Annotated in this window: 13 protein-coding genes and 1 pseudogene; 5 read left to right on the top strand and 9 right to left on the bottom strand. The window is 72.4% G+C overall.

The features are described from left to right. Window positions 1-111: 111 nt before the first annotated feature. Complete coding sequence (locus ACN27B_RS16145; protein WP_371682280.1) at window positions 112-2,517, bottom strand: ricin-type beta-trefoil lectin domain protein; 2,406 nt, start codon at window positions 2,515-2,517, stop codon at window positions 112-114. Between the two features lie 201 nt (window positions 2,518-2,718). Between ACN27B_RS16145 and ACN27B_RS16140 the strand changes: the two genes are divergently transcribed. Next, entirely contained in the window at window positions 2,719-4,893 is a 2,175-nt protein-coding gene (locus ACN27B_RS16140; RefSeq protein ID WP_422745779.1) for a HelD family protein, read from the top strand. On the opposite strand, the gene ACN27B_RS16135 is transcribed toward ACN27B_RS16140, so the two are convergent. Then, entirely contained in the window at window positions 4,865-5,272 is a 408-nt protein-coding gene (locus tag ACN27B_RS16135) for a Rho termination factor N-terminal domain-containing protein (protein ID WP_099162246.1), read from the bottom strand. The genes ACN27B_RS16140 and ACN27B_RS16135 overlap by 29 nt on opposite strands. Window positions 5,273-5,286: 14 nt before the next feature. Next, window positions 5,287-6,189, bottom strand: coding sequence for a ParA family protein (locus ACN27B_RS16130; protein ID WP_099162247.1), 903 nt, complete (start codon window positions 6,187-6,189; stop codon window positions 5,287-5,289). A 128-nt stretch (window positions 6,190-6,317) separates the two neighbouring features. Here ACN27B_RS16130 and ACN27B_RS16125 point away from each other — a divergent pair, with 128 nt between their 5' ends. The 4 genes from ACN27B_RS16125 (at window position 6,318) to ACN27B_RS16110 (ending at window position 8,914) form a co-directional block, all read left to right on the top strand. After that, complete coding sequence (locus tag ACN27B_RS16125) at window positions 6,318-6,674, top strand: VOC family protein (RefSeq protein ID WP_099162248.1); 357 nt, start codon at window positions 6,318-6,320, stop codon at window positions 6,672-6,674. Window positions 6,675-6,740: 66 nt separating this feature from the next. Then, a complete protein-coding gene (locus ACN27B_RS16120) occupies window positions 6,741-7,238 on the top strand; it encodes a SigE family RNA polymerase sigma factor (RefSeq protein WP_099162249.1) in 498 nt (165 codons plus the stop codon). Next, window positions 7,238-8,284 carry a hypothetical protein gene (locus ACN27B_RS16115; protein WP_099162250.1) on the top strand — a complete coding sequence of 349 codons (1,047 nt, stop codon included), beginning with the start codon at window positions 7,238-7,240 and terminating at the stop codon, window positions 8,282-8,284. The genes ACN27B_RS16120 and ACN27B_RS16115 overlap by 1 nt, the downstream gene beginning before the upstream one ends. A gap of 132 nt (window positions 8,285-8,416) precedes the next feature. Continuing rightward, window positions 8,417-8,914 carry a hypothetical protein gene (locus tag ACN27B_RS16110; RefSeq protein WP_099162251.1) on the top strand — a complete coding sequence of 166 codons (498 nt, stop codon included), beginning with the start codon at window positions 8,417-8,419 and terminating at the stop codon, window positions 8,912-8,914. 64 nt (window positions 8,915-8,978) lie between these two features. Here the strand turns inward: ACN27B_RS16110 and ACN27B_RS16105 are convergent, their stop codons facing one another. The 6 genes and pseudogenes from ACN27B_RS16105 to amcA (ACN27B_RS16080) form a co-directional block, all read right to left on the bottom strand. Continuing rightward, window positions 8,979-9,548: a kinase gene (locus ACN27B_RS16105; RefSeq protein ID WP_422745775.1), complete on the bottom strand. Its 570-nt coding sequence runs from the start codon at window positions 9,546-9,548 to the stop codon at window positions 8,979-8,981. Window positions 9,549-9,563: 15 nt separating this feature from the next. After that, window positions 9,564-10,226 carry a pentapeptide repeat-containing protein gene (locus tag ACN27B_RS16100; RefSeq protein WP_422745773.1) on the bottom strand — a complete coding sequence of 221 codons (663 nt, stop codon included), beginning with the start codon at window positions 10,224-10,226 and terminating at the stop codon, window positions 9,564-9,566. A 61-nt stretch (window positions 10,227-10,287) separates the two neighbouring features. After that, window positions 10,288-10,470: a multiple cyclophane-containing RiPP AmcA gene (gene amcA, locus ACN27B_RS16095; RefSeq protein WP_422745771.1), complete on the bottom strand. Its 183-nt coding sequence runs from the start codon at window positions 10,468-10,470 to the stop codon at window positions 10,288-10,290. Then, window positions 10,467-11,603 (bottom strand): annotated as a pseudogene (gene amcB / locus ACN27B_RS16090) (cyclophane-forming radical SAM peptide maturase AmcB). The gene amcA (ACN27B_RS16095) and the pseudogene amcB overlap by 4 nt, the downstream one beginning before the upstream one ends. Next, a complete protein-coding gene (locus ACN27B_RS16085; protein WP_422745769.1) occupies window positions 11,600-11,947 on the bottom strand; it encodes a hypothetical protein in 348 nt (115 codons plus the stop codon). The pseudogene amcB and the gene ACN27B_RS16085 overlap by 4 nt, the downstream one beginning before the upstream one ends. After that, on the bottom strand, window positions 11,944-12,108 hold the full coding sequence (gene amcA / locus ACN27B_RS16080; RefSeq protein WP_422745767.1) for a multiple cyclophane-containing RiPP AmcA: 165 nt from the start codon (window positions 12,106-12,108) through the stop codon (window positions 11,944-11,946). Before amcA (ACN27B_RS16080) ends, ACN27B_RS16085 begins: the two co-directional genes overlap by 4 nt. Window positions 12,109-12,239 lie beyond the last annotated feature (131 nt).

The raw sequence follows: 12,239 nt of genomic DNA, 5'->3' as shown, positions 1-12,239 counted from the left end.
GTCAACCATAGGTTGACGCATGTCCGTCGTCAACCTCAGGTTGACGGGACGATCATGAGGTTGACGTCGCCCCGTCCGGCCGCCAACCTCATGATCGACACCTCGCGAGGGTCAGCCGCGGACCCACTGCTGGTTGCTGCCACCGTTGCAGGTCCAGATCTGGACCGCGGTGCCGTTGGCGGTGCCCTGGCCGTTGACGTCCAGGCAGAGACCCGAGGCGACGCCGACGATCGTGCCGTCGGCGTTGACCCGCCACTGCTGGCTGCCGCCGCCGGTGCAGCTCATGATCCGCGCGCGGCTGCCCGACGCGGTGCCCGGCACGTCCAGGCACTTGTTGCCGTAGACGGTGAGCTGGTTGTTGGCGCCGAGCGTCCACCGCTGGTTCGCCCCACCGTTGCAGTCCCAGATCTGCACCACCGCGCCGTCGGCCTGGCTGGCGCCGTTGACGTCCAGGCACCGGTTGGCGCTCGCGCTGCGGATCTCCCCGGTCGGGCTGCCGGAACCGTCGCCGGGGATGATCGACAGGTTGTCGAACTGCGCGGTGACACCCTGGCCGGTGCCGTACCCGATCTGCCCGGCGACCCAGGTCGAGTCCGACACCGCGCCGACCGGGGCGCCGTCGACGGACGCGGTGAGGGTGCCGCCGTCCAGCTTCAGCGCCAGGGTGTGCCAGCGGCCGGTGCCCAGGGCCGACGTGGTGCCGCTGGCCAGCGTGCGCCAGTTGCCGCTGGTGCTGTTGCTCCGGATGGACCAGGCGCCGCCGTCGGTGACCCGGAAGTAGTAGCCGTTGAGGTTCTGCGGGCCCTGGTGGTTGTAGGTGTTGGCGCGCCCGACGAGCTGGACGTAACCGGGCTTCTCCAGCAGGACGTCCGAGGACACGGTGTAGTTGCGCCAGCTCAGGTCGCCGAGCAGGGCGTACGGCTCGGCCTGGCCGGAGGTCCAGTAGATCGGCGCCTGGTCCGACATCTGGCGTACGCACCGCCCGGCGCGGCCGGCGGCGCACCCGGCGATCTCGAACGAGCCCTGCTGGTCCATCAGGTAGCGGGCCTGCCGGCCGGTGGCGTAGCTGTCGAAGGTGTCGGCGTACGGCAGCCGCAGCGCGCCCGCCGCCGGGCTGGTCGCCGTGCCCCTGCCCTGCCCGCTGGTGGTGGTGATGCTGTAGACGTGGCCGGGCTGGACGGTGAGCGAGAAGCGCCCGCCGACCGGGGTGATGTCGCCGCCGCGGACGAAGTGGTCGGCCGGGTTGCTCGACCGGACGTTCGTCGACCACACCCGCACCACCCCGGTGGACAGCCCGCCGGTGACCGTGAGGTCGAGCGTCTGCGCCGAGCCGGCGTCCATGGTCTCGACGACGGTGCTCCAGTCGCTGGTGCTGGGCGACCTCAGCGAGACGTAGCTGCCGTTGTTGCGGTTGCCGCCGAGGTAGCCGCTGGATCCGTCGAGGTAGCGCCAGCCCGGGGCGGTGAACTGCGTGGTCTGCGCCATCACCCACGCGCTGCGGCCGATGGAGTACGCGCCGGACCACGGCTGCTGGGCCACCGCCACGCCGGTGGTCGCCCACGGGATGTTCGGGGTGATGGCGGCGATGGCCGGCCAGTTGATGTAGCCGGTCATCCTGCCGTCGAGGTATCCGCGGTTGACGCCCCGGGCGAGCGCCGCCGCGCCGGCGTTGTAGTCGTCGGAGCCGTTCTCGCTGGCCCACAGCTGCTTGCCGGTGGAGATCGCGTTGGCGGAGCTGGGGCAACTGCTCTGGGCGCTGCGGTAGCCGCAGACGTAGTGGCTGCCGAAGACCTGCACGGCGTTGGCGAACGCCGGGTCGCGGAGCGACTCGTCGGCGGCGGCCCACCCGAAGTCGTCCGAGGCGACGATCTTCACGGCGCCGTAGCCACGGGAGTTGAGCGCGGCACGCAGGTTCTTGTACCAGGTGGCGTTGTAGCCCTTCTCGTTCCACCCGCCGAGGTAGGAGATGGTCAGCCCGTGCGTGGCCGCGCAGTCCAGCCAGGCCACCAGGTAGTCGATCGAGTCGGTGGACCAGAAGTTGCCGTTGCCGATCCAGCCCGGCGCACCCCAGGCCAGCCCGGCCAGCGCGATGCTCGGGTTGCGCGTCCTGGCCTGCTCCATCAGCCACCACTCGTAGCCCCGGTCGCAGTTGATGCTGCCGCGGGTGTGCTCGTGGCTGGGCTCGGCGCCGGAGGTGGAGTTGGTGTCGCCGCCGATCTCCACCTTGAGCAGTTGCATGGCGGCCCCGTAGCCCGGTTTGAACAGGTAGTCGAGGAGGTCGCTGCGCTGCGGCTCCGGATAGTCGATCAGCAGCCGGCTGTTGCCGCCGCCGCCGCTGACCGCGCCGACGCCGTCGAACGTGCGCCCGCCGGACGCGCCGTTGACGGTGATGGCGGTCGCCGCGCGCGCCGGCTCGGCGTGCCCGGTGAGCACGGCTGCCGCCGCCACCACCACGACCACCGCCGCCGACACCGCCGTCCGCCACGCCCCGCGTCGTCGGCCCACTCTGTTGTCCACCTGGCTCGCCTCCTCGACTCCCTCGACCATTGATCGTCATACCTCGATACGTTTCGGCGATGTTAACGTTCACACCAATCGACGGTCAACGACATGGGCGCTTCCCGCGGGGGTCGGCACGGCGCCGGACCGGACGGTACGGTGGTCCCCGACCGAGTCCCGCCGGCCGGACCGGCCGGCACCGGCGTGAGGGAGGGTCGCGTGGCGTCCACGGCAGCCGACACGGCGTCCAAGGCAGCCGACATCGCCGCCGAGCAGGCATACTTCGACGTGGCGGCCGCGCACCGCGATCGGCGCCGCGACGACCTGGCGCGGCTGCCGTCCGCCGCCGCCCACGGCGCCGCCGCCGCTCACCTGCGCCGCTACGCCGACATCGCCGCCCGGGCGCTCGGCGCGGCCGACGACGCGGTGGCCTTCGGCCGGATCGACGACGAGGCCGGCGAGGTCCGCTACGTCGGACGGCACCTGATCCGGGACGCCGACGGCGAGGTGCTGGTGGTCAACTGGCACGCCCCGGCCGCCGCCGGATGGTTCGAGGCCACCGCCGACAACCCCGCCGGGATCCGCCGCAAGCGCGCCTTCACCTGCACCGGCAACACCATCGACGACCTGACCGACACCATCCTCGCGGAGATCGCCGAGACGGTCGACGCCCACCTGCTGGCCGAGCTGGGCCGCGGCCGCACCGGCACCATGCGGGACATCGTCGCCACCATCCAGGCCGCCCAGTTCGCGCTCGTCCGCGCCCCGCGCGACCGGGTCCTGGTGATCGAGGGCGGGCCCGGCACCGGCAAGACCGCCGTGGCGCTGCACCGGGTGTCCTGGCTGCTGTTCCAGCACCGCGCCGACATGTCGGCCCCGGACGTGCTGGTGGTCGGCCCGCACCCGACGTTCGTGCGCTACATCGGGCAGATCCTGCCCGCCCTCGGCGACGACGGGGTCGAGCTGCGCGACGTCGGCCGGCTCGCCCCGGACGTCCCTCGTGGACGCGTCGAGCCGGACGCCGTGGCCCGGATCAAGGGCGAGGCCCGGATGGCCGGCCTGCTCGCCCGTGCGCTGGACGCCCGGATCGGCGTCCCCGACCCGGCCGAGCGGCTGCTGGTCGGCGGCCGGTTCGTCACCCTGCCCGGCGCCGAGGTCGCCGAGGCGCTCGCCTCGGCCCGGGCCGCCGACCTGCCGTACGCGGGCCGGCGCCGGCTGCTGCGCGACCGGCTCGCCGCCCTGGTGACGGCCCGCGCAGGCGTGGACCCGGGTCGGTCCGACGCGGTCGGCAACCTCGCCGAACGGCTCTGGCCGCAGCAGACCCCGACCGGTCTGCTGCGCGACCTGCTCGGCTCCACCGCGCGGCTGCGGGCCGCCGCGGGCGAGGCGTTCACCCCGGCCGAGATCGCGGCGCTGCACCGGCGCGGCGCGGACCGGTTGTCGCGGGAAACCTGGTCGGCGGCCGACCTGCCCCTGTTGGACGAGCTGGCGCACCTGATCGACGGGACGGGCCGCCGCTACGCGCACGTGGTGGTCGACGAGGCACAGGACCTGTCCCCGATGCAGTTGCGCGCGGTGGCCCGGCGCAGCGCCACCGGCTCACTCACGGTGGTCGGCGACCTCGCGCAGTCCACCGGCACGTGGGCGCGCGACTCCTGGACGGAGGTGCTCGCCCACCTGCCCGCCACGTACCCGGCCGAGATCGCCCCGCTGCGGTACGGCTACCGCGTACCCCGGCAGGCGTACGCGACCGCGGCGGCGCTGCTGCCGGTGGCCGCGCCGGAAGTGACGCCGGTGGAGGTGGTCCGGGACGGGCCGGCGGACACCGGCGTGCACCGGGTCGGCCTGGCCGAGCTGGCCGCCCGTGCCGTCGCGGTGGCCCGCGAGCACGCCGAGGCCGGCCGGTTCGTCGGCATCGTCTGCCCGGCGCGGCAGCGGCGCCCGGTCGAGGCGGCGCTGGCCGCGAACGGCATGGCCTGGAGCAGCGCCGACCGGGGCGAGCTGGGCGGCTCGGTCAACCTGATCAGCCCGCAGGAGGCCAAGGGCCTGGAGTTCGACGCGGTGGTGGTGGTCGAGCCGGCGGAGATCGTGGCCAGCGACGAGCGCGGTCACCGGCTGCTCTACGTGGCGCTGACCCGCACCACCGGCCACCTCGACATCGTCTGCACCGGCGACCCGGTGCCGCTGGACGCCCCGGTCCGGGCCCGACCGCCGCTGGGCGGCGAGGCGGAGGCGTCGTTCACCCGGCGGGAGGCACACCGGCTGGCCGAGCACCTGACCGGACAGCTGCGCAACGCCGCCCCGCCGGCGTTCTGGGCCGACGTGCTCGCCGAGGTGCGGGCGACGCTGCTGCCGGACGGCGCGGTCAGCCCCGAGGCGCCGGCGGACGACTGATCGCGGCCGAGTCCAGCCGTCGACCCACCGTCCACTGCACGATGTCGTGCTCGATGTCGGCCTTCCTGGCCTTCGCCGGCACCGCGATGCCCAGTTCCTTGGCCAACGCCCGCAGCTTCGCCACGGTGAGCTTCAGGTCGGCGAGATACCGCACGCCGGCCGCCCGGTCACCGATGGCCGCGAGGTCGGCGCGAACCCGGTCGACGTCCAGGCCGGCCGGGACCGCGGCGGCAGCCGGCCGGGCGGTCCGCGTCCGGTCGACCACGGCCAGCTTCGCGGTGCCGTCGGCCAGCGCGGTGAGCTGGTCGGCGGGCAGCGCGCGGACGAAGTCCGCGACCCGCAGCAGGACGGCGTGGGCCAGGTCGGCGGGGTTGGACACCGGAACTCTCCTTCTCACAGGCGGGTGCGGGCCAGGAACTCGCTGGCCAGCTGCCGAAGCTCGTGCTGCACCGTCTCGTTGGCGTTCGGCACCAGCACGGCGGGCAGCCGCCGTTCACCGGCGGTGCCGAACAGGGTCTTGTTCTCCCGGACGGTCTGCCGGAACACCGGGACCTCCAGGCTGTCGGTGTGCCTCATGTAGTTGCGGGACGCGTTGATCGGCCCGCCCGAGGCGTACTGGATCATAGTGAACACCACGCCCAGGTACTGCGGGTCGATGGTCGGGCCGGGCGCGGCGACCCGGTTGAAGTCGCGGACCAGCTCGGAGACCTTGCTGCGCAGGTAGTCGATGCCGAGCGTGGACAGGTAGTCCGGCCGGGCCGGGGTGAGGATGTGCTCGCTCGCCACGATGCCCGTCCGGGTGACCATGGTGAAGTTCGGCGCGCAGTCGATGAGGATGTCGTCGTACCCGGCGAACTCCTCGGCGCCGAGCGCGTCGGCCAGCGCCCGGTGCAGGGACAGGAAGTGCGGGCTGCCGTGCTGGAAGCGCGACCCGCCGAGCGCCGCGGCGATGTCGAGGTCGACGTCGACCAGCCCCAGGTGGGAGGCGACGAGGTCGAGCCGGCCGCCGTCGGGCAACAGCGCGTTGGCCGGTTCCGGCGTGAGCACGTACGGGTGCAGGGGGCTGGTCGGCTCGTCGGCCAGCACCGACCCGAACCACTGCAGGATGGTCCTCTCGTAGGCGAGGTCCCGTTCCCAGTCGTCCGCCGCGTAGAACGAGAAGGTGAGACTGGCCTGCGGATCGAGGTCGATCAGCAGGACCCGGCGGCCACGCGCGGCGAGTTCGGCGCCGAGGTTGGCGGTGATCGTGGTCTTGCCGACCCCACCCTTGTAGTTGATCACGGAGGTGATGCTCATGCCGCGTCCCGCATCGGCCCATGATCGCAGGAACGGGCCCGGGTCCGCATCCGGCGGACCACCGGCCGATCGAGGTCGCCCGAGATCCGACGAACGCCACGTTCATCGGTCTCTGCCAGGATCGGTGGATGGCGAATGTCTGGTCCGGTGTCACCGTCGACTGCGTCGACCCCGAGCGGGTCGCCCGGTTCTGGAGCGCCCTGCTCGGTCGCGAGCCCGGCGCGTCGCAGGAGGGCTGGGTCTACCTCGGTGAGCGCGGTGACCCCCAACCGAGGCTGGTGTTCCAGCCGGTGCCCGGGCCCCGCACGGGGAAGGTCCGGATCCACCTCGACGTGACGGTCGACGACCTCGACGAGGCGATGGCGACCGTGACGAGGCTCGGCGGCGGGTTCACCGGCGAGCGGCACGACTACGACGAGGGGGTCGTCGTCGTGATGACCGACCCGGAGGGCCACGAGTTCTGCCTCGTCGAGTATCGCGACTGACCCCGGGCACGGAAGATCCCGGACATGTCTGTCTACGGGACGGCCGACCTCCGGCGTTAATAGGGCGTGACGTTCGAGGAGTACGCGTTCGCGCGCACCGCGGCGCTGGTGCGGCTCGCCCGGTTGCTGACCGGTGACGAGCACCGTGCCGAGGACCTGGTCCAGGACGTCCTCGCGAAGGCGTACGCCCACTGGGGGCGCATCTCCCGGACGGATCAACCCGACGCGTACGTCCACCGGATGCTGGTCAACGCGAATCGCTCGTGGTGGCGCCGAGGGAGCAGGCGGGAGATCTCCACCGCCGCGGCGATCGATCGGGCCGGCGGGGCGGACGAGGCCGCCGGTGTCGTGGAACGCGACGCGTTGTGGCGGCTCGTCCGTGACCTGCCGACGAAGCAGCGCACCGTGATCGTGCTGCGCTACTACGAGGATCTCGACGACGCGGCGATCGCCGAGATCCTGCGATGTTCGACCGGCACGGTGCGCACGCACGCCAGGCGGGCCCTCCAGGCGCTGCGGAAGCGCCAGGACACGCCCGCCCCCGCACGGACGGGAGGAATGTGATGTCCACCGACCTCGATCAGCGCCTTGCCGCGATGCTCCAGCACCGGGCGGGCGGCGACGTCGATCCGACGCCGATCGTGGAGCACGCCCGCCGCCGCGGTCGTCACCTGCGACTGCGCCGGCGCGGTCTGATCGCCGGAGGCGCGGCGGCGGCCTGCGCCGCGCTCGCCGCAGTGGTCATGGTGGCGCCCACCGGCAGGGCACCGGATGCCGCGCCGCTGACTCCCGCGGCGCTGGCCCTGCCGGACGCGCCTGGTCAGCCCGGCGCCGTCGCGCGTCCCGAGGTGGTCGGCGCCGACCCCGGTGTGGTGCACTTCGCGGCCCCCACCCTGGTCGAGGATGCGGAGTACGCCACGTGGAGCGCGGGACGCGGCGTCGAGAGCGTCGAGTTCCGGGGCCGGACCGGTCACGCCCGGTTCGCGCTGGCCCGCAGCGCCGCGACGCTGGACGGGCTGCAGCAGACGCTGTCGTCGGCGGGACGACCCCAGCCACGGACGGACGTGAGCGTCGCGGGCCGCCCGGGAGTGGCCTGGTACGACCCGTCCGGCGACCGCCAGCTGTGGTTCGTCCGGTGGCAGCCGGTCGACGGCCTCTGGGCCCAGCTCGACATCTACGCGGCCGGCCGCGACGCGGCGACGGGCGCGGCGAGCCGGGTCCGGTTCGACGGCGCCCACCGCTGCGTCGTGCCGTTCCGGCTGCAGTCACTGCCGGCCGAAGCACGTCTGCTGGCGTGCTCGGTCACGCTCGGCCGGTCGAAGCGGGATCGCTTCGTCGAAGGTTCCCTCGTCGTAGGGGACGAATCTGGCCGCTGGCTGACGGTCCGGGCCCAACCCGCCCCGGGCAACGGGTCGAGGGCCGGCGACCTCGCCGCCGGGCCCTACCGGGCGCGCCGGCAGGGCAGCGACGTGCTGGAGATGCGAGTCGAGCCGTGCGTGGTCGAGGCGTTCCTCAAGGGCTGGGGACGCGGCTACACCGAGGCGGACGGCCTGGCCGTTCTCGGCGGGTACCAACCGGCCCGCGACCTCCACCGTCCGACGTCCTGGTGACGGTCCGGGTCGCCGGCGGAGGTCCGCTGCGACTTCCGCGCGAGGCCCGGCCGTCCCCGCCGGATGTTCGAATAGCATGCTGCGGCCCATCCCGGTCCGCGTTGCTGGCGGGCACCCGAAGAAGGGCCGAGCATGAACCACGACCTGACCGGCCGCAAGAGCCCGCCGATCGTCGCCGTCGCGGTGGCGGCGGTGTCCGGCCTCGGCGCCTGCGGGCTCGCTACTGCGCCCGGCGACGACCCATCCGGCAAGCAGGAGGTCGCCAGCGAGGGCGTACGGATCTCGGTGCCGGCGGAGTGGCCGCGTAACGCCGTGAAGTGCGGCACGCCGGTCCGGGACACCTACGTCGTCGACCTCGACATCGTCGCCGGCTGCTCGCTGACGCCGGCACCCCGCGTCGACTACGCGGAGATTCGGCGTTCCAGGGATCTCGCCCGCGACCCCGTGGCGGCGATCGCCACCGACCAGGGCGACGCGGCCGGCCACCCCGTACGCCGGGGCGGGGACGTGTTGCCGGACGGCCGGACGCGGCGGGTGGTGGTGGTCGCCGACCAGCGAGTGGTCGTCATCGCGGTCGCCGACGACCCGGCCGACGCCGACGCGATCGCCCGCTCACTCCGGGTCGACTGACCTGCCCAGGGCGCCGTTGTCACGGTGCGTCGCAACGGCCTCATCGGTAGCCGTCCGAGCTGCTCTACGGGGACGAAAGGTTCGGTAGCAGGTCGTCGTCGCGTCCGGTCTGGGGCAGCCCGGCGGCAACGGCGATGGCCTCGACCGCCTCGTCAAGTCCGGTGGTCCCGGGTAGGACGAGTTCGTCGGGCCAGCCCAGGACGTCATGGGCGGCGTACCAGCCGCGCATCTGCTCGGCGGTGAACTCACCGGCCTGCGGCCGGGTGAGGTGCCGGCGCAGGGTCTCGGGCAGGGACACGTCGAGGTAGCAGAACAGCGACCGCCCCCGGTGGCCGTCCCGTAGCGCCGTGAGCATGCTCCGGTGCCGGCCGGTGTGCAGGATGCCCTCCAGCACGACGTGGTAGCCGTGGTCCAGCGCGAACCGTACGGTCTGCTCGATCAACGCCGGCGCCGCGCCGCCGGGCTTGTCCCGTTCCCTCAGCACGATGCGGCGCAGGTAGTCCTGCTCGACCAGGGCGCAGCCCCGGCCGTGCCGGCGGCGCAACTCCCGGGCGATGCTGCTCTTGCCCGAGCCGGAGTTGCCCCGGACGCAGACGAGGATCGTTTTCGGGCTGCCAGTGGCTTCAGCGCGCACAGGGCCTCCTCGGCTTCAGTCGTTGCGCACGGTGAGGTCGAGGGCGGCGACGGTCAGCCGGGTAAGGTCAGGAAGCTGGTCCTCGCCGACGGTGACGCCGCGCAGGTTGTCCAGCGGCGTCTTGAGGCCCTGGAGACGGCTGCCCCGCAGGTCGGTCCCGTCGAGGTGACAGGAGTCCAGTTCCAGGCCGGCGAGGTCACATGACCGCAGCGCGATGCGTGGTAGGCGGCAGGAAGACCACGCGCCGTTGGCGAGAGTGCAGTCGGTGAAGGCGACCGAGCCGGCGGCGGTGACGCGCTGGAGGGTGGCGTAGTCGAAGCGGCAGCCGTCGAACAGGACGTCCTTGAGGCGTACGTCGGTGAGCCTGGTGCCGGTGAACCGGGAGCCGCTGATTGCGCAGCGTTCGATGGTGATGCCGGTCAGGGTCGCGCCGGAGAAGTCGGTGCGGGTGATCTCGCAGCCGTAGAGGCTGCCGGCTTCCCAGGTGCTCTCGCTCAAGTCCGCGCCGGTGATCATGCTGCTGCGGATGCTGACGTCCTCGAAGTGCGAGCCGTGCCACGCTGCGCCCTCGACGAGGGCCTCGGTGAGGCCGCCGGCGAGGTCCGTAGTGGTGTCGAGGTCGTCCGGTTCGAGGTCCGGCAGCAGGACCTTCACGTCGCCGATCGTGGTGGTGCGCATGTGTCCTCAACCTGTGTGGGCGCGGGGTGGGCACGCCACCCCGCGCGCCCCGTGGCGGGGGCTACTTCTTCTTGTTCCAGTTGTCCCAGCCGGGTCGACTGTCGAACTTACCCTTGTTATCCCAGGTGGGGCGGTTGTCGAACTTTGCCGCGTCGATCGACGTTACCGACCGCTGCGGGTCAACGCCGAGGCGGGCGAGTTGCTCGGGTGCGGCGTTGACGAGGGTCGCGCGAGCATTGGTCATGAGGTTCCTCCTTGAGGGGTGAGGTGATCCGCAGCCGCATGGACGAGGGCCTGGCGGGTGGTTCGGCAGTAGGTGGTCTCTCGGGCGGTGAACGTCGCGTGCTCGAAGTAGCGGTTGCCGGCCTGGGCGCCGCGGCAGAAGTCGTAGAAGGCGCAGTGGTCGGCGCAGTCGTTGAGGGCCGTGACGAATTCGGCGACGTAGTCCAGGTCGCCGGCACGGGCGAGCATGGCGGTGATGGGTTGCTGGAGGATGTTGCCGGCGATGAAGTCGCCGTATCGCGGCTCGGTGATGCCGAGCAGCTCCGGTGACAGCAGGACCACTTGCCCGTCACAGGAGACGGTCGGGATCGGCTCGTACGGCGCGTGGTCGACGTGTCCGGCTCGGGTGGCGGCGAGATAGTCGGCCAGCCGGTCCACGTCGCGGATCCGCAGCGGGCTGCCGCCGACGCGACGTGCGATGAGGTGCTGCCAGAACCGGCACGCCGCATCCTCCGACACCGGTGCCCGGTCGGCGCCCTCCTGCTCCTCGATGTTGAAGCCCACCGACTGACAGCCAGGCAGGCCGGTGAAGAAGTCGACGAGGGCTCCCGCATGGTCGATGTTTTCCGGGGTGACCACACAGATCACCGAGTACGGCACCCCTGCGTCGGCCAAGGTATGCATGCCTCGCAGGGTTCGAGCGTCCGTCGGGTTGCCGGCCCGGTCGAGGCGGTTCCGGTTCAACGCGCCCGGTCCGTCGATGCTTACCCCGACCTCGAACCCGTAGGCGGTGAACAGCTCGCACCACTGTCAGTTGATCAGCGTCGCGTTCGTCTGGATCTCGTGACGCACCATGCCTGCGAGCCGCAGTTGCTCGAACGGGGCCAAGAGATCCCGGAACAGCTCGATGGGTGTGGCGGTGGGTTCGCCCCCGTGCCACACGACGCTCACCGGATGACCGCTGTTCTGCTGGGCGACCGATTCGGCGCAGGCCTGCGCGACCGCGGCGTTCATCAGGCGGCGGGATCTCCGGTCGGGCAGGTAGCAGTAGGTGCAGTCGAGGTTGCAGAAGCTCGTCGGCTGCACGACCAGGGTGTGGAAGCTTCCGGCGATCGCCGGTTTGCCGGTCGCGTTGATGAGGCCGATGCCGTTCACGAGGAGGCCTCCTCGATGCTGGCGGCCGTGGTGGTGCTGACGCGGTAGGCGTGGGTATGGCGGGCGGGCCAGCCGAGGAACCGGTCGAACATGTCTGCCGCGCTGCCCGTGACGCTGGGGTTGAGCCGGTGCAGGTCGTCGATCGCGTCGTGCAGGCAGCTGGCCAGGTAGAGGAACAGGCTGACCGGCACTTCTCGGTACTCGGCCAAGAGCGCGAGCTTCGCCGGGCCGCAGGGCCACGGATGCCCGCATCGGCGGCACAGCCACAGCGGGCGCATCGGCAGATGCTCCACCTCGGCTGGCGCGAGCCGGTTGACCGCGAGACGGCGCTGCGGCCCGGTCACCGGCGACCGCCCTCGCGGGCCTGCTGCTCGAACAGCCGACGCCACACGAAGGTGAGCAGCGGCGGATCAGCAGGCCACACCTGCCCCGGCGAGGCCGTCCACCCAGGCTCGGGGCGCCGGGACTGGCCGGCCATCGCGTTACGCGAGACATACACCGTCATGCCGCCACCCCCACCAGGGACGATGAGCGGCGGGCCCGCCGGGGGAAGGGCGAGCCCGCCGCCGCACCGCGGCGGCCGGGAGCAGACCGCCGATCACCCACCCACGCAGCCCTCATGGCGGTACGCAGGTG

This window comes from Micromonospora sp. WMMD754 (genome assembly GCF_049315235.1).
Lineage (GTDB): Bacteria > Actinomycetota > Actinomycetes > Mycobacteriales > Micromonosporaceae > Micromonospora > Micromonospora sediminicola.
The sequence above is the reverse complement of the archived record's forward strand: the minus strand, read 5'-3'. Positions and strand labels throughout refer to the sequence as shown.

Coding starts and splice junctions, on each gene's coding strand:
- ACN27B_RS16130 (WP_099162247.1), bottom strand. CDS start 6,189: ATGAGCATCACCTCCGTGATCAACTACAAGGGTGGGGTCGGCAAGACC.
- ACN27B_RS16125 (WP_099162248.1), top strand. CDS start 6,318: ATGGCGAATGTCTGGTCCGGTGTCACCGTCGACTGCGTCGACCCCGAG.
- ACN27B_RS16115 (WP_099162250.1), top strand. CDS start 7,238: ATGTCCACCGACCTCGATCAGCGCCTTGCCGCGATGCTCCAGCACCGG.
- ACN27B_RS16110 (WP_099162251.1), top strand. CDS start 8,417: ATGAACCACGACCTGACCGGCCGCAAGAGCCCGCCGATCGTCGCCGTC.
- ACN27B_RS16100 (WP_422745773.1), bottom strand. CDS start 10,226: ATGCGCACCACCACGATCGGCGACGTGAAGGTCCTGCTGCCGGACCTC.
- amcA (WP_422745771.1), bottom strand. CDS start 10,470: ATGACCAATGCTCGCGCGACCCTCGTCAACGCCGCACCCGAGCAACTC.
- amcA (WP_422745767.1), bottom strand. CDS start 12,108: ATGACGGTGTATGTCTCGCGTAACGCGATGGCCGGCCAGTCCCGGCGC.